Source organism: Gemmata algarum, assembly GCF_034097035.1.
Lineage (GTDB): Bacteria > Planctomycetota > Planctomycetia > Gemmatales > Gemmataceae > Gemmata > Gemmata algarum.
The window spans coordinates 1-16,795 of the sequence record NZ_JAXBLV010000234.1; the positions used below are offsets into that span (position 1 = coordinate 1).

A 16,795-nucleotide genomic window follows, 5' to 3' on the forward strand; every position below is an offset into this window, starting at 1 on the left:
CGCGAAACGAAGAACGAGTTGCGCGAGCTGGTAGATCTTCTGGCGTTGGTTGGTGTTGCGGTCGCTCAGGTCAATGGCTGAGCCCAAGTAGCCGCGTTCGGTCGGGCTCGGCACGAGTTCTTCGCCCCGTGCTTATGGTTGCTTAACGGGATTCCGAATCGGGATCTGTCTGTCGTCTTGAGTGCGGCAGCGGTTCGTGTGAGGGCGTGCGTCAAACCTCGCATGGCTCCCGCTGCGCTCCGCAAACATCTCCAACATGATTCTGCAACGGTGACGCATGCACGAGTTCCCTCTCATCACGACCCTCGCCGCCGCTTTTACGGCCGCCTGGGTGCTGGGGCTGTTGACCCAGTGGATGCGGCTGTCGCCGATCGTCGGTTACCTACTAGCCGGCGTGCTGATTGGGCCGCACACGCCCGGGTTCCAGGGTGACGTTAACCTAGCCCATCAGCTCGCCGAGGTCGGGGTGATCCTGCTCATGTTCGGCGTCGGCCTCCACTTCCACCTGGAAGACCTGCTGGCCGTCCGGGCCGTCGCGCTTCCGGGGGCGCTGGGGCAGAGCCTAGCCGCCACCGCCGCCAGCGTCGCGGTGTTCACGCTGCTTGGCGTGGATGTCAGGACGGGGCTGGTAATCGGTATGGCCCTCGCGGTGGCGAGCACGGTAGTGCTGATGCGGGTGCTGATGGACGCCGACGCGCTGAACTCTCCCGCCGGGCACGTCGCCGTCGGCTGGCTGCTCGTCGAGGACGTGCTGACGGTTATCGTGTTGGTCATGATCCCGGTGCTCGGCGGTCAAAGTGGCGCCGGACAGGACGCGGGCGGGTGGGCCGGTCCGCTGATCGCGATCGGGCTAGCGCTGCTCAAGCTGGCGGTACTCGTCGCGGTCGTGATGGTCGCCGGCTCGCGACTGGTCCCGTGGGCGCTCACCCAGGTCGCGCGGCTACGCTCCCGTGAACTGTTCACCCTAACGGTGATGGTGTTCTCCGTTGCGATCGCCGCCGGCGCGTACGCGCTGTTCGGGGCGTCGATGGCCCTGGGCGCGTTCTTGGCCGGAATGATGGTGGCGCGGTCCCCGGTCAGCCACCAAGCCGCCGCCGACGCGCTCCCGCTGCGGGACGCGTTCGCGGTACTATTCTTCGTATCGGTGGGGATGCTGTTCGACCCCGCGCTCCTGCTTCGCGCGCCGCTGATGATGCTCGCGGCGCTGTTCGTGATCCTGCTGGTAAAGCCGCTCATCGCCCTGGTCATCGTGGCGGCCCTCGGGCACTCGGTCCGGACGGCTCTGACCGTGGCCCTCGGGCTCGCGCAGATCGGCGAGTTCTCATTCATCCTGTCCGACCTGGCTCGCAAGCACGGGCTGATGACCGACGACGGCCACAGCCTGCTCGTGGGCGCGGCGATCATTTCGATCACCATCAACCCGGTGCTGTTCCGGAGTATCGACAGCGTCGAGCGGTGGCTCCAGCGCCGCCCGCGACTCTGGGCGCGGTTGAACGCGCGGGCCGAGCGGCGGGTCGGGAGCGCCAACGCCGCGGTCGCCGACGATGTGGCTCGCGGGACCGCCGGAGGGGACCGCCGGGCGGTGGTGGTCGGGTTCGGGCCGGTCGGCAAAACGGTGGACCGGCTGTTGCGGGACGCGGGGCTGACCACGGTCGTGATCGACACGAACATGGACACGGTGGCGGAACTGCGGCGGCAGGGGCAGACGGCGGTGTTCGGCGACGCCGCACGCGAGGCCATCTTGGAGAGCGCCGGCGTCGCGCAGGCGTCGCACCTCGTGCTGACGTTGCCGCACTCGGCGGACCGGGCGGGGGTGGTCGCGGTGGCGCGGAACCTCAACCCCCGGATGAAGATCTTCGTCCGCGCCCACTACCTGCGCGAGCGGGGCGACCTCGAACAGGTCGGCGCGACCGCGGCGATCTTCGAGGAGGCCGAGGCCGCCGTCTCGCTGGCCCGGCTCGTGCTGGCCGACGCCGGGGCCGGGCGCGACTCGATCGAGAAGGCCGTGCGGGACGTGCGCACGCGGCTGATCCTGGACAACGTTTCGGCCCTGCGCGGGCAGCCGGTGCGCAACATCATGGTGCCGTGGACGCGGGTCCGGCGGCTGTCCAAGGCGGCCACGCTGGACGAGGTGCGCCGGCAGGTCGGTGAGCAGCGGTTCTCGCGCTGGCCCGTGGTGGCGCCCGAAACCGGGCTACCGGTCGGGTACCTGCTGGCGAAGGACCTGATCGGGCTCACCGCCGACGGCGCTGCATGGGCCACGCTGATCCGGCCGCTGGGCGCGGTGCGGCCCGACGACGACGTCGAGTCGACGCTGCTTTACTTCCAGCGCGAGGGGACCACGGTGTGCGTGGTGACGGACGGCGAGAGCCCCGTCGGGATCGTGACGGTAGAGGACCTGCTCGAACAGGTCGTCGGGCGGATCGAGGACGAGTACCCGCGGCACCCGGCGGTGAGCCTCCGCGACCTGCTGGTGACAGACGCAGGGCTGCTCGCCGTGCCGGGGCGAACGGCCGAGCAGGCGATCACGGCAATGGCGGCCCGGATTCCGGCCCGCTTGTTGCCGCCCGGCGCCGACATCGCCGCGCTGGCCATCGCACGCGAGCACGAATTACCCACGAGTCTGGGCCTGGGGGTCGCGGTTCCGCACGCCCGGTGCCCCAACCTCGCCGAACCGCTGGTGGTGTTCGGCCGGTCCACGGAAGGGGTGGTCTTCGACCCGCGGTCGTCGGACCTAGTTCACCTGATGTTCCTGCTGGTGACCCCGGCCGAGCGCCCGAACTTGCAGGTGCTGCTGTTGGGGCAGGTCGCGCGGGCCGCGGGCAACTCCGAGACGCGCAACCGGCTGCGGGCGGCCGAATCGCCCGCCGAGGTTGCCGAGATTCTCGCCACGGAACCGGTTGGGGCGGCTGGTCCGAAAACCGGTTCGTAGCCGATGCGGCCCCGCGAACCGGTTACGTACTGGGGCGAAGATGTTCGGAGGTTGTGGTGACAGGCCGTTTCCTGTCCAGTGGTTTCAACGGATTTAGCAGCGCCGCGTGGGCGCTTCTGCGTTCAAGCTGTTCAGACACTTGAACGGCCCGGTCGCATGCGACACGGTTACGGTACGAGTACCCACAGGGCTCCCAACCCGGACGCGCCGGGTAGGGAACCGGCGCCCGACGCCTGCGGAGTCGTGCGGCGCGCAAACCGACCGGTCACGTCGCGGCGATTAGTCCATCCGGCGGTCGCTTGATTGATCTGCGCCGCCGATTCGTGGTGCGGCTGGGGCGCCGTCCTCAGGCCGCCCGCTTCATTTGGCTGGCCTGGACCGCCTGTTCCCACGCGCGGAATTCGGTCATGAACTGGGCCACGGCCTCGTCGGTCTTCGGGTGGGCGCACATCTGCGCGAAGAACTTGGGGGGCACGGTGAGGATGTGCCCGCCGGCCTGGATCGCCTCGTTCACGTCGGCGATGTGGCGGATGCTGCCGACGATGATCTCGCTGTCGAGCCCGCGCCGGTCGAGCGACTCGCGGGTGGCGCGGACCACGCTGCCGGCGTCGTAGCCGATGTCGCGGATGCGGCCCCAGAACAGGCTCACGTACTTGGCCCCCGCGCTGGCGGCCATGATCGCCTGGTTGTACGACATGCAGCAGGTGCAGTTCACCGGCACGTTCCGCTTGGCCAGTTGCGCGATCACCTTCAGCTCGTTCCAGCCGATCGGGATCTTGATGTTCAGGTACGGGTAGTCGCCGAACTCGCGGACGAACTCCTCGGCCTGGTCGGCCATTTTGTTCGGGTCGGCGGTGTTCACCTCGACCGACAGCGGGATCTTGGCGTCGTGCCGGATCAGGGCGTCGATCATCGAGCGGATGTGCGCGCCGAAGTCGGTGCAGCCGGACCGCGCGACCAGCAGCGGGTTGGTGGTGACGCCCGACGGGAACCCCCGCTCGAGGCACATCTCCAGTTCTTTCACGTCCGCGGTGTCGACGAACAGTTTCATCCCAAACTCCCTTTTGGTGTGAACCCGTACCCGCTATCAGGCGGCCGGGGCGCCTCGGCCGCCGCTGTTTTGAGAACCCAGTCCACCGCCGCGGTGATGTCCACTGCGGTGTGGTCCGGCGAGCACCGCTCGGGCGAGCTGAACGGCGTGTCGATCAGCACGCCGCGGCACCCGGCCGCGTGCGCCGCGGCCACGTCGCTCCACCGGTCACCGATCAGGAACGCGGTGGACAGGTCCAGCTCCCACTTGGCCGCCGCCGCCAGCAGCAGCCCGGGCTTCGGCTTGCGACAATCGCACCGGTCCGCGGTGTCGTGGTAGCACGCGAGCACGTCGGTCAGCGGTAGTTCGGCACACATCTTGGCGTTGATCGCCTCGACCGTCGCACGGGTCTGCTTCCCGCGGGCCACGTCCGGTTGGTTCGTGACCACGACCAGCGCGAACCCGGCGGCGCGGAGGCGTTCGAGGGCCGCGGGCACACCCGGCAGGAGTTCCAGTTCGTCGAGCGTCATGGGCGGGCGCGTGGTGCCGCGCTCCGGGAAGGCCCGGTTGAGCACCCCGTCGCGGTCCAAGAACACCACACGCTGCGCCATCGTCGGTTTCCGGAGTGCGTTCACCGCGTAAGCGCCGGTGCCTGGGCACCGGCGCTTACGCCGCTTTCTTGGTCGCCGCGTCGGCCGCGGCCGTGGTTTCCCACTTGGTGGCCGCGGCCTTGAGCGCCGGGTGGGTCACGAACAGGTGCCACACGACCGCCTGGAACGCCTCGGCGTGCGGGGTCACGTGCGCCGCGTTCACGGTCGGCACGATTACGCACGCGTCCGCTACCTTCGCGGTGTACCCGCCGTCGCGCCCCACGATCCCGCACACCGTCGCGCCGACCGCCTTGGCGTGCTGGACCGCGCGCACCAAGTTCGGGCTGACGTTCCGCTCCAGGTCGCCGCCGCCGACGGAGAACACCAGGACCGCGTCCTTGCTGTTGAGCCGGCTCCCCTTGAGCCACTCGGAGAACACCGTCTCCCACCCCTCGTCGTTCGTGCGGGCTGTCAACTCCGAAACGTTGTCGGTAGGCGAGTAGGTCTCGATGCCGGCGATCTTGCGGAAGTCGTTGACCGCGTGCGCCGCGTTCGAGGCGCTGCCGCCGACGCCGAGGATGAACAGACGCCCGCCGCGGGCGCGGGTGTCCGCGAGCGCCTTCACGGTCCGATCGATGGCGGCGATGTCCAGCTTGGCGATGATCTCACCGGCCTCGGCCAGGAACTGCTGCGTGAACGACATCTGCGACTCCGTTCGCTGTTTCCAAGGACCGCGGGCGCCCGCCCGCGGAACGCAATTCGGCTTGGGCGCCGGTCCGACAAGGGTGGCGCGGCGACGGGCTCACCCCGCCCGCCGGCGCACGAACTGTTCGGCCTCCCGCAGGCCGGCCGGCGAGCCGATCTCGTAGAACCGCTCGGTCACCTCGAGCCCGACCATTTCGCCGCGGTCCACGAGGGCCGTGTACAACTCGGCCAGGTCGGACGGCTCGTGTTCGGGGATCCGCTCGATCGCGACCCGGCGCAGTAGCGACAGACCGTAATCGATGTGGGTCATCGCGGGCGTGCGGTCCCTCTTGCTGTACCGCAACAGGCGCCCATTTTGGAAGACCACGTTGCTCGTGTCGTAACTGTTCTCGTTGCGGAACACTGTCATCACCGCCAAGCCCGCGGGCGGCAACGCGCCCAGGACCGCCGCGTAGCTCACGTCCAGCAGCGAGTCGCCGTACAGGACGAAGCACCGGTCGGAGACGAGCGGCAGCGCCCGGCGGACCGCGCCGCCGGTGCCGAGCGGCTTCGCGCCGTCTTCGGAGTAGCGGACCCGCAGCCCGAATCGTGCCCCGTCACCGACGTAATCCCGGATCTGGTCCGCGAAGTGTCCGATGCACATGACCACTTCGCGAACGCCCTGCGCGTGCAGGTCCGCGAACTGGTGATCGAGAAACGGCCGCCCGGCCAGCGGCACCAGAGCCTTGGGGACGGCCTTGGCGATGTCGCCGAGGCGCGTGGCCTTGCCACCAGCGAGGATCAGCACGGGCGTCGAAGCGAGGTCGTTCACGGCTGTGCCTTCGTGCCTTGGTCTCGCGGCGCGGAGCGGGAGTGCCTGTGCGGGGCGCCGTCGCGGGGAAACAAATTATGCCGCGCGGCGGATCGCGGGGCGCAGCACCGGCGACGGGGCGCCGCCGCTGATCACGCGCGTGCCCTCGAAGTCGAACCGGAACGGCACGTTCTGGAGGCCCGCCTCGCTCATGGCCTCGGTCAATTGGTCCGGGTTCTCGGTGTAGAACATCAGGAACCCGCCGCCGCCCGCGCCGATCAGCTTGCCGCCCAGCCCGCCGTTCTTCAGCCCGAGATCGTACCACTCGTCGATGCGCGAGTTGGACATGTTCCCGCTGCGTTTCTTCTTCGAGTTCCAGTGGACGTTCATCAGCTCGGCGAAGCCGCGCAGGTCCCCGGCCTCCAGCGCGTCCTTGCTCTTGAGCCCCAGGTCTTTGATGAAGTGCAGGTTCTGGATCATCGACGAGTCGGACGCCTTCGTCTTGGTGTCCTGCTCGCGCAGCACCTCCGACGCCGACCGCGTGTACCCGGTGAAGAACAGCAGCACGTTCTGCTCGAGCTTGCGGAGCGTGTCCGACGACGCCCGCAGCGGCCAGTACTCGACGTGCCCGTCCGGGTGGAACCGGAAGCACGTCACCCCGCCCACGGCCGCAATGTACTGGTCCTGCTTGCCGACCGGCTCGTGCAGCTGGTCGATCTCGATGTGGCACGCCTGCTCGCCGATCTCCGCGGCGCTCGGGTTGCCGTTGTGCAGCGCGTGCAGCCCGCGCAAGAGGGCGGTGCAGAAGCTGCCGGACGAGCCCAGCCCGGTGCCCGCCGGGATGTCGGCCATCGCCGCAATTTCTAGCCCCTCGGCCGGGATGCCGACCAGCTTCATCGCCTCGCGGACCAGCGGGTGCTGGATCTGCTCCACGTCGGTGACGCGCTCGGTCTGCGAGTACTTGAGGATCATCTCCGGCAGGATGGACCGGTTGATGACGATGTGGACGTGGCGGTTGATGGCCGCGGCAACGAGGAAGCCGGTGTGCTCGCGGTAGTAGGACGGCAGGTCGGTCCCACCACCACCGAGCGAAATGCGGAGCGGACTTCGTGTGATAATCATCGGTCACTCCGCTTCCGTGCGGTGTGGTGCGGTCGGGGGCCGTGCGCGTCGCGCGGCATTGTAAATATCGGCTACCAAAAGCGTAAAACTTTACCGAAGGTTCCGGCCGCACTACCGACCGATCACGCCGCGCGCCGGGCGACGGCCGCCGACTGCGCGTACACCGCCGCGACCACATCGAGTGCCGCGACCGCGTCCCCGAGCGTGGCCCCGAGCCCCGGCCGCTTCGCGACGGCCGCCTCGAACGCGCGGAACTCGGCGTTCCACGACCCGTCCTCGCCAGGGTACTCCCAGATGGTCGTTTCGGGCGGCCCCATTTGCGGCAACATGCGGTAGTACGCCAGCCGCTCCAGCCCGTAGCTGCCGCCGAGCCCGTCGATCTGGAGCTTGCCCGTCTTGCCGTAGATTTCAAGGCAGAACAGGTTCTTCCACTCCGAGCAACTGGCGTGCAGCCAGCCGACCGGCCCGCCCGTGTGGTGGGTGCAGAGGAAGCCGTTGTCTTCCACCGGCATGTCCCAGAAGAACGTGCCCGCGAACCCGCTCACACTGCTCACGTCGCCCAGAAACCATCGGGTCAGATCGATCAGGTGGACGCCCTGGTCGAGCAACTCGCCCCCGCCGGCCAGGGCCGGGTTCGCGCGCCACTCGCGGTCGTAGCCGACCCGGCCGCCGTGCCCGTACCGGCCGCGGACGAACATCATCGGCCCGACCGCCCCGGCGTCGACCAGCTCCCGCGCCTTCAGCAGCGCGGGGTGGAACCGGTGGTTGAACCCGACCCGGACCGTGACGCCCGCCTGTTGCGCCGCCGATTCGACGGGGCGCAGCTCGTCCGCCGACCGCGCCGCCGGCTTTTCCACCAGCACGTGTTTGCCCGCCTGGACCGCCGCAAGGGTGATCGGCGCGAGCGAATCGTTGATCGTCGCGACCACGACCGCGTCCAGGTCGGTGCGCGTAACGAGTTCGTGCCAGCCGCCGAGCGGGTCGCATCCCGGGTATGCCTTTGCGAGCGCCTGGGCACGTTCGAGGGTCACGTCGGCCGCGGCGGCGACCGTGTGCCCGAGCGCGGCAAGGCTCTTCGCCCGCTTACCGCCGATGAGCCCGCACCCGACGATGCCTACGCGCATTTCTTCCACCCCCCGCGGTCGTCCGGCGTGATGCGGCGCAGCGTGTAAATGTCGCTCGACGCGAGCTGGTCGGAGTGCGCCGGCAGGTTCTGCCAGTCGTCCCACACCGCGCTGATGAGGCGCCCCGAGATGCCGTCCGAAGCCGCGGACGCGAGGAACACCGACAGCTCGGCCCCCTTGTCGAGCGGCGTACCGCCCGAGTCGCGGGTCTTGGTCATCTTCTCAAAGAACGCCGCGCCCACTTTCTCAGGCCCGGCGGCGATCAGGTCGTCCATGAGGCGCGTGTTGAGCGCGCCGGGGGCCACGGCGTTCACGTCGATCCCGGCACCGCGCGTTTCTTCTGCGAGCGTCTCGGTGAACCGCACCACGGCCGCTTTCGACGCCGCGTAAGAGCTGATGCGCGGCAGGGGTGCCGTCGCGCCGCCGCCCGAGAGGTTGATGACCTTCCCGTACTTCGCCTCGCGCATCCGGGGCAGAAACGCCCGGCACATGAGGATCGTGCCGAAGAGGTTGATCTCGATCGCCTTCACCCACTCGGCCCAGTCGTTCTCCTCAATGAGCCCGAAGGGGCCGTACACTCCGGCGTTGTTCACCAGAACGCACGGGTTGTCGAGCTCGGCGAAGGCGTGCGCGGCGGTGGCGTTGCAGTCCGCCTCCTTCGCCACGTTCGCAACACGGGTTAGCACCTTCTGACCGGGCAGCGGGGCCAGTGGGAGCAGTTCGGCAGCCGTTTTCGCGAGCAGATCCGCGCCGCGTGCGGTGAGGAGCACGCTCGCGCCGGCGCGGACGAGGTGTTCGGCGATGGCGCGCCCCAGCCCCTGGTTCGCACCCGTCACAACCGCCGAGCGGCCGGCCAGCGGGGTTGCCCGCGCGTCCATCGCACCTCTCCTGAGAGTTCCGCGTAAGGTGCGGCGTCTATACCTTGCCCGGCGGTTCGGGAACAAGGGGAAATATCTGTCCCTGGGGTCAAGCCGCGCGGCCCGCGGCGACGTAGCTCACCCCCGGGTCGTTCGCGAGGCCCGCGGCGAGGAAGTGTGTCGGGTCGATCACCTTGGGCTTTTTCATGGCGGCACGCACCTGCGCCGCGGTCAGCGCCCGGTACGCCGGCCACGGCGTCGCCAGCACGCCAACGTCGGCGCCGCGAAGCGCGTCCTCTGGTGTCGGGGCCAGTTCGACGCCCGCGAGTTCTTCGGCGGTCCCTTTCACGGCGGGGTCGTGCGCCCGCACCTTCACCCCTCGCGCGAGGAGCCAGCGGCACAGCTCCACAGAACCGGACCGCCGCAGCGTGTCGGTCCCGGGTTTGTAGGTCAAACCCAGGACGGCCACCGTTGCGCCGGCCGGAACGCCGGAAAGTTGATCGCGGAGCCAGTTCTTCTGGCACTCGTTGCTCGCCCGCACCCCACTAAACAGGTGCGCCGGGCGGTCGTGCTGTTGAGCCAGTTCGAGCAGGAACCCGATGTCGCGGGCCAGCGTCCCGCCCGCGAAGGCCGCGCCGGGAGAGAGGTACGCCTTCGGCCCGATCCGCTGCTCGGACTTCAGCCCGCGCTCGACCTCCTTGGCGTCGGCGCCGACCACTTCGCAGATGCGGGCCAGCTCGTTTATGAACGCCACCGAGGTGGCCAGGAAGGCGTTGACCGCGTGCTTGGTCATCTCGGCGGACGCCACCGACATCCACACCCGGTCGCCGCCGAACGGCTTCAGCAACGCGGTGAACGCGGTGCGGTCTGCGTCCTCGCACCCGATCACGACGCGATCGGGCTTCCGGAAACAGTCGAGGGCCTGCCCCAGGCGCAGGTTCTCCGGCGAGCACGCGACATGAACGCCGCGGTGCGCCCAGTCGGCGGCGAGCTTCGCCCCGAACCCCACCGGCACCTGCGACGAGATCAGCACCCGTGACCCGGCCCGGAGGTGCGGGGCGATGTCGTCGAGCCGGTCGCGGACCCACTGCACGTCCGCGTTGTCGTTCGCGTCCACAGGGGTATCGAAGCACACCCACACGACTTCCGCGTCGGGCACGGCGTCGGCCGCGTCGGCCGTGAACCGGAGCCGGCCGGCCTCTTGCTGCTCGGCGACGAGGGCCGCAAGGCCCGGTTCGTCCACCGGCGGCCGGTTCGCTTTGAGCCCGGTAACGGTCGCCGGGTCGGGATCGAGCCCGACGACCTCGTGCCCGCCCTCAGCGAGGCACGCGGCCGTTACGCTGCCGAGGTGCCACAGGCCGTACACGGTGACGCGCATGGTTGCCTTTCTGGAGAGCGGGCCTCTGACCCGTACCGACGATCGGGTTCAGTTCGTTCCGGGTTGAGTGGCGGCGCGGGCCGGCGGACCGCCCCGGCTATGCCGCCGCGCGCGACTCGAGCACCCACGGGTTCGCCCGCAGATAATCGAGCGTGCGGACGACCGCCTCACGGATGCTCAACTTCTGTCGCCAGCCGAGCGCCTTCAGCTTGGCGGTGTCGAGGAAGATGAACGGGCTGTCGCCGATCCAGCCGCGCGCGCCGCCGGTGTGATTCACCTTGGGCCGCAGCCCCAGCCGGTCGCAGATCCAGCCCAGCGAGTCGTCGACTTGGCAGTACTCGTCGGCGCCCAGGTTCACCACGTTGACCGGCTCGGTCGCCTTCTCTACGACCGTGAAGATGGCGTCGACGCAGTCCTGAACGTACAAATAGCTCTTGCGCTGCTTCCCGTTCCCGAGCACCTCGATCTGGTGCGGGTCGGCGAGCAGCTTGGCGTAAAAGTCGAACACGTGGCCGTGCGTGTAACGCTCGCCCAGGATCGACACGAACCGGAAGATGAACGCCTGGAACCCGAACCCGGTCGCGTAGGCGGAGATGAGCCCCTCGCCTGCGACCTTGCTGGCCGCGTACAGGCTCGTCTGGATCGGGAACGGGGCGTCCTCGGGGGTGGGGAACACGTTCGCTTCGCCGTACACCGACCCGGTGGACGAGAACCCGATGCGCTTCACCCCGTTCAGCCGCATCGCTTCGAGCACGTTGAACGTCGCGACGGTGTTCTGTTGCAGGTCGCGGTCCGGGTGGTTGGTGCCGAACCGGACGTCCGCGTTGGCCGCCAGGTGGAACACGAAGTCGTGCCCGGCGACGGCCCGGGTCAGCACCGGCTTGTCGAGCAAATCACCTTCCACGAGCGCGAAGCGCTCGCTCTTCAGCGCGTCCGCGAGGAACGGCCGCTGCCCGGTGCTGAAGTTGTCGAACGCGGTGACGTGGTGCCCGGCCGCGAGCAGCCGGTCCACCAAGTTGCTGCCGATGAACCCGGCCCCGCCGGTGACGAAGTAACGCATGTGGAGAACCTCCGTGTATCGACCGCCCGGGTGTGGCGTACTGACCCCGCTCCGCCGCTCGGCGGTCAGGCGGCGGCGCGAACGTCTTGCTCGTTGAGGGCCCGGGGCCGGGGCTTGAGGGTGAGCCCGATGACGAGGTTGCACCACGTCGCGGGGACGAACGGGAACGGGAAGAACCGGCGGTGCGAGACCGTGAAGTACGGCGCCAGCTCGTCCAGGATCTCGTGCGGGCGGTTCACGTGCTCGCGCTCGATGAACCACTTGTACGGCTGCTTGTACCGCTTCTCGAAGATGCGCTGCGCCGACACGCGGCGGGCCATCGTGTACGCCAAGCTGCCCTCGCACGGGATCACCACCGAGAAGGTGCCGCGCTGCTTGTCGCACAGCCGGTACATCTCGCGCGCGGTCGCCGGCAGGTCCGGCAGGTGCTCGAGCACGTGGATCGCCAGGAGCCGGTCGAAGTACCCGTCCGGTTGCGGGAGCCGCGCCTGGCAGTCGCCGGTGACCGTCTGCACCCGCGGGAACCGCGCGCGAATCGCGGCGCTCATGTTCTCGCGCAGCTCCAGCGCGTGGTACGCCGACTCCTGCTCGGGCGTGAGCCGCTCGTACTTCAGGTGCTCGCCGATCCCGGCGCCGATCTCGAGCGTGCGGTGGAACTCCGCGGGCGCGTGCCGCACCGGGTAAGAGTGGTTGAACCGGTCGATGCGCCCGAACTTGTTCGGCAGCACCTCGTGCCAGTGCTTCATGAAGTCGTCGCTGATCCGCTGCTGCTCGGGCGTGAGCGGCGGAAACGTCTTCGGCCACTTGGCGGTCATGGGCTCTTCCTTGAGTTGCGTCCCCGGTGCCGGTGCCGTCAAGCCGCGCGGCGCGCACCGAAGCGGATGCGGAACAGGTCCTTGAGGTTCTTCCAGTTCCCCGAAACCAGTTTCAGCCGGGTGTCGCCGTCGTCCTGCCACGCGACCCCCACCTCCTTGACCTTGTACCCGGAACGGATCGCGAGCGAGAGGACCTCCACGTCGAACATGTAGCCGTCGATGCGCTGGCGCAGGAACAGGTCGCGGGCCACCTCGGCGCGGAAGAACTTGAACCCGCACTGGGTGTCGTTGATGCCGTACAGCCCGACCAGGGGCCGCATCACCATCGCGAACCCCTTGGACCCGACCCGCCGGTACCACGGCTGCCCGACCCGAACGTCGGACCCGGTCGCGCCGCGCGAGCCGATCACGATGTCGTACCCCTGGTCGAACCAGGGCAGCACCTTCTCCACCTCCTCGATCGCGACCTTGTAATCGGCGTCGAGGAACCCGACGGTCTCGCCGGCCGAGGCGAGCACGCCCTCGCGCACCCCGCGCCCCTTCCCGCGCCGCTGCGGCTCGCCCATCACCTTCACCGGCAGCTCGCCCGCCAGCCCCGCGGCGGCCTCGCGGGTGCCGTCGGTGCCGTCGGCGGCGACGATCAGCTCGTAGCTGACCCCGCGCGGCTCCAGGTACTCGCGGATCGCGCGCAGGGTGCGCTGGATCGTGGCCACCTCGTTGAACGCCGGGATCACGAGGCTCAGTTTCGGGCGCGCGCTCATCGTTACGAACCTTCCGTGGAATCGGCGGATCAACGGGCCGCCTCGAACCCGAGCGATTTCAGTAACACCCCGGCCGTCCGCACGTCCGGGGCCGGGAGCGCGACCGGGCGCGAGAACCGGCACTCGACCGCGCGGGGGCCGGCCGCGCTCCCGCCGGCGCCGGGCACCCGCACCTCGAAGTCGCCCGCCGTCAGCTCCCGCCGGGCGACCTCGCGCCCGTCGAGCAGCAGCGTCATTTCGGTGGTAAACCCGGGGCCGGCGAAGTCCGGCACCCGGCCCCGCAGCACCAGATCGCTGCCGGCGGCGGCGTGCAGCCGCGCGCGGCACGTAGCCGCGGTCCAGCCGTCGAGGAACACGCCGGTCTGGTCCAGCTTCGGGTGGCCGAGGTCGGCGGGGAACGCGGCCAGCCGCTCGGGCGGGCGGGACCGGCGCTCGTCCCGCGGCTCGAACCCGACGGAGCGGACCTGCGCGACGAGCCGGCGGGTGTCGGGCGGGAGCATCTCCTGGTCGTGCGAGAACCGGTACTCGACCCACCGCGGGCCGGCGTGCGCGCCGCCCGGCGCGCGAAGCTCGAACGGGCCGGTTCCGAGCGTGCGCGTCTCGACCGGACGGCCGTCGACGAGCACGGTCACCTCGGTGCGGAATTCGGCCGCGCCGGCCGTCTGGGGGATGTCCCCCCGCAGCACCGCTTCATGTTCTGGTTCGGGTTGCGTGAGCCGGAACTTGAACACTTTCCCGGCCCACCCGCTCTCGTACACCCCCGAAAACTCGAGGTGCTCGTGCGCCAAATCCTCGGGGAACCGCGACACCGCTGCCGGCGGGCGGAACGCAGCGTACTCCTCCTCGCCCACCACCGACACGTTCCGCGCGCTGGCCGTCAGCGGCCGGCGGTCGCGGGGCAACTCGCGCCCCCACAGCGCCTCGAATCCGTGGAGCCGGTTCGGGCTGCGCACCGGCTCCGTGTTAAAGTCGAGCACAAGGGCGTGTGCGTTTCCGACCGCCTGCGGGCTCAGCGGCGGCGAGACCAGCCGCATCGCGCCCACCCCGACCGCGCCGACCGGCACCCGGCGGTCGCCGACCACCTCCACCGGCGGCACCCCGCGCTCCGGGTGCGCCCGGTAGGCCGTGGTGAGGTCCACCAGCACCCGCACCCGCGGCGACGGGTTCAGCACATCGACGACGAGGTGTCGGCCCACCCCGGCCATCGACCGACGACCGAACTCCGGGTCGGCTTCCAACAGGAACAGCGCGACCCGGTCCACGGTGCTCATCCCGAGGAAGTTCTGGCGCGCGTTTGTGGCGTCCCGGAAGACCGCGAAGTTGCGGACCTCGCTCAGCGGCGCGCAAAGGAGAGCCGGGCCGCTCTCCGGGTACCGCTGGCGGTTCAGCACCGACAACTGACCCACCCCCGCGACCACCAGCACGCGCTCCGGGGAGTCGTGGGTCCAGTCGGCCGGGGCGCCGAGGAGCTGGTGCAGCGGGCGCCCGGTGTCGGGGTCGCGGACCCACGGTAAGCCCGGGTCGAACGACATGGCGTCCTGGGCCCGCAGCCCGGCCCGGTCGTGAGCCGGCCGCGCGTTCCAGCGCGCGGCCTCTTCCGGAGCCAGCAGCCGGTGGAACGGGGCCATCGCCAGTTGCGTGTTCGGCACCTGCCGCAGTTCGGCGGCCAGCAGCTTGACGAGCACGTTGTTCTCGGACGCGACCAGCACCCGTGCGGCTTCACCGGACGCGAGCCGCGGCCCGGCTTCCGCGTGGAACCGTGAGAGCAGCCGCTGCTGGGTCACCGCCGGCAGGTCCACGCGCGGGTCGTGCCCGGTGCTCTGTCGGACGTAGCCGTACTGCGTGTCCGCGTTCAGCCCCCCGACCACCGCGAGCACCGCCGCTGCTCCGAGCAGCGCCCAGCGCCGCCGCCGGGTCACCGCCCACGCCGCCACGGTCGCCCAGAGGAAGGGTTGCGCGAACATGGCCAGTTTGAACAGCCCGAACGCCGCCTGCTGGGTATACAACGCGGCCCCGAGCGCGAACATCACGAGCAGCACCGCCGCGAACGGGCGGCCGCGCCGGAACTGAGCCAGCGCGACCAGCGCCGCGCCAGCGAGCAGCACGAGCCCGGCGGCCATCGACGCGCTCTGCCGCGGCTCGGGCACGTCCCAGTACGACGGTAACAACCCCACCACCAGCGACGCGCCCCGGGGGGTCATGAAGTACGGAAAGATCTCGATGGTGTGCGCCTTGGCCTCAGCCCCGTGGGACGCCTGCCCGAGCAGGAACCGCGCGGCCCCGACCAGGTACACCGGCAGCAACACCGCCATCACCGTGATCGCCGCCGCGGCGTGGCTCAGGTGCCGCACGTCGAGCCGCCGCCGCACGATGTCGCGCACGCCCAACAGCACGCACGCCCCGACCAGGAACGGCACGACCTCCGGGTAAAACACGATCAGCCCGCCGAACACCACCCCGCACACGGCCGCGCGGCGCGCGATCAGCCCGCGGGTGAGCTTGCGGAACGGGCTCGACACCAGCGCCACCGACACGCACAGCAGCGCCAGCCCGCCGGACTGACCGATGAGCTGCTGCACCACCCCGTAGCCGGTTTGCGACGACACCGCCAGCAGCGCCGCCGCCGCCAGCGCCGCCGACCGGCGCCGGATGCCGAGCAGCACCAGTGCCGCGGTGGCCGCGACCAGCGCCGCGTTCAGCGCCAGGATGACGGGCATGAACGCCTGTTGCGGGGTGAGCCCGGTCCACACCGACACCAGCGCGAGGGTCAACTCGGACCCGCACCGGTTCTGAGTCAGCGTCTCGGGATCGAAGTAAATGAACCACGCGGCCTGGGTGCCGTCCTGACCGCCGGTCAACTCTTCCGGTGTCGGCACGTGCAAGAACCCGTGGTCGCGGAACCCGGTGGCCCCGAGACAGTAGTTGGCCATGTCGTCGTTGCCGTTGGCCACCCAGTCGAACCCGTACCGGAGCAGCGGCCAGCCGGTCAGCAAGAACGTGGCCGCGATGACCGCCGCGAACGGCGCGAACCGCTTCGCGTGCGCCGCCACCCGCGCCCGGGTGACGCCGCTTCGGACCAGCCCCACGAGCGCGAGCGCCAGCGCCGCGCAGCCGAGAGCCGCACCGGACCGGCCGACCGGAACTCCTGTGCGCACACCGATCAGCGCCCCGATGCCGAACAACGCGAACCCGACCGTCGGGGCGATCAGCAGCTTGCGAACCGGCCCGCGGAACCGCCCGGCGTTCAGCGCGACAAGGCCCACGGCCGTCCAGCCGACGAAGAGCGCCACGCTGAGGAGCATTGCCATCCCGCCACCTCTCCCGCCGCCCGGCGCGCCGGAACGGTTCACCTCTTATCGGCCGTTCCGTGCGCCGACTGAAGCGACCGCACCGAACCGAGCGCCCACGCCGACCGGGGGTAATAGCGAATTTAATGCGATCCCGCAATGCGACTCGATCGTGCGGTTCAGGTCGGAACCCGACCACACCGAAAACGCTCAGGATTACAGCAGTCAGAATGGTGTTGTTTTGTGCAGCATCTTTGTTCGGTCTGTGCGCCTTATCGTGGCTGAACAGCGATCTAATCGACAGCGTGAGAAGTAATCATCCTTAAACGGCGGGTAACGCTCCT

The 16,795-nt window shown here is 69.7% G+C and carries 13 protein-coding genes; 1 reads left to right on the top strand and 12 read right to left on the bottom strand.

Annotation, left to right across the window (positions count from 1 at the left end):
* Positions 1–277 precede the first annotated feature (277 nt).
* A complete protein-coding gene (locus R5W23_RS29720) occupies positions 278–2,932 on the top strand; it encodes a cation:proton antiporter domain-containing protein (RefSeq protein WP_320689521.1) in 2,655 nt (884 codons plus the stop codon).
* Between the two features lie 346 nt (positions 2,933–3,278).
* On the opposite strand, the gene R5W23_RS29725 is transcribed toward R5W23_RS29720, so the two are convergent.
* The 12 genes from R5W23_RS29725 to R5W23_RS29780 all read right to left on the bottom strand — a co-directional run bounded on the left by R5W23_RS29725 (position 3,279) and on the right by R5W23_RS29780 (position 16,472).
* Positions 3,279–3,983, bottom strand: coding sequence for a transaldolase family protein (locus R5W23_RS29725; protein WP_320689522.1), 705 nt, complete (start codon positions 3,981–3,983; stop codon positions 3,279–3,281).
* The gene (locus tag R5W23_RS29730) at positions 3,980–4,573 is read right to left on the bottom strand and encodes a D-glycero-alpha-D-manno-heptose-1,7-bisphosphate 7-phosphatase (protein WP_320689523.1); all 594 of its coding nucleotides are present in this window, start codon (positions 4,571–4,573) and stop codon (positions 3,980–3,982) included. Before R5W23_RS29730 ends, R5W23_RS29725 begins: the two co-directional genes overlap by 4 nt.
* A gap of 55 nt (positions 4,574–4,628) precedes the next feature.
* Positions 4,629–5,255 (bottom strand): SIS domain-containing protein, encoded by a 627-nt coding sequence (locus tag R5W23_RS29735; RefSeq protein ID WP_261189364.1) that lies wholly within the window; start codon positions 5,253–5,255, stop codon positions 4,629–4,631.
* 99 nt (positions 5,256–5,354) lie between these two features.
* On the bottom strand, positions 5,355–6,068 hold the full coding sequence (locus tag R5W23_RS29740; RefSeq protein ID WP_320689524.1) for a nucleotidyltransferase family protein: 714 nt from the start codon (positions 6,066–6,068) through the stop codon (positions 5,355–5,357).
* A gap of 75 nt (positions 6,069–6,143) precedes the next feature.
* Entirely contained in the window at positions 6,144–7,169 is a 1,026-nt protein-coding gene (locus tag R5W23_RS29745; RefSeq protein WP_261189366.1) for a GHMP family kinase ATP-binding protein, read from the bottom strand.
* A 122-nt stretch (positions 7,170–7,291) separates the two neighbouring features.
* A complete protein-coding gene (locus tag R5W23_RS29750) occupies positions 7,292–8,293 on the bottom strand; it encodes a Gfo/Idh/MocA family protein (protein WP_320689525.1) in 1,002 nt (333 codons plus the stop codon).
* Positions 8,284–9,171 carry an SDR family NAD(P)-dependent oxidoreductase gene (locus R5W23_RS29755; RefSeq protein ID WP_320689526.1) on the bottom strand — a complete coding sequence of 296 codons (888 nt, stop codon included), beginning with the start codon at positions 9,169–9,171 and terminating at the stop codon, positions 8,284–8,286. Before R5W23_RS29755 ends, R5W23_RS29750 begins: the two co-directional genes overlap by 10 nt.
* Before the next feature lie 88 nt (positions 9,172–9,259).
* Entirely contained in the window at positions 9,260–10,528 is a 1,269-nt protein-coding gene (locus R5W23_RS29760; protein WP_261189369.1) for a UDP-glucose dehydrogenase family protein, read from the bottom strand.
* 97 nt (positions 10,529–10,625) lie between these two features.
* Positions 10,626–11,588: an NAD-dependent epimerase/dehydratase family protein gene (locus R5W23_RS29765; RefSeq protein WP_261189370.1), complete on the bottom strand. Its 963-nt coding sequence runs from the start codon at positions 11,586–11,588 to the stop codon at positions 10,626–10,628.
* Between the two features lie 65 nt (positions 11,589–11,653).
* Entirely contained in the window at positions 11,654–12,403 is a 750-nt protein-coding gene (locus tag R5W23_RS29770) for a class I SAM-dependent methyltransferase (RefSeq protein WP_261189371.1), read from the bottom strand.
* A gap of 38 nt (positions 12,404–12,441) precedes the next feature.
* Positions 12,442–13,164 carry a dolichyl-phosphate beta-glucosyltransferase gene (locus tag R5W23_RS29775; RefSeq protein WP_261189372.1) on the bottom strand — a complete coding sequence of 241 codons (723 nt, stop codon included), beginning with the start codon at positions 13,162–13,164 and terminating at the stop codon, positions 12,442–12,444.
* 29 nt (positions 13,165–13,193) lie between these two features.
* The gene (locus tag R5W23_RS29780) at positions 13,194–16,472 is read right to left on the bottom strand and encodes a hypothetical protein (protein WP_320689527.1); all 3,279 of its coding nucleotides are present in this window, start codon (positions 16,470–16,472) and stop codon (positions 13,194–13,196) included.
* Between the last annotated feature and the right edge of the window lie 323 nt (positions 16,473–16,795).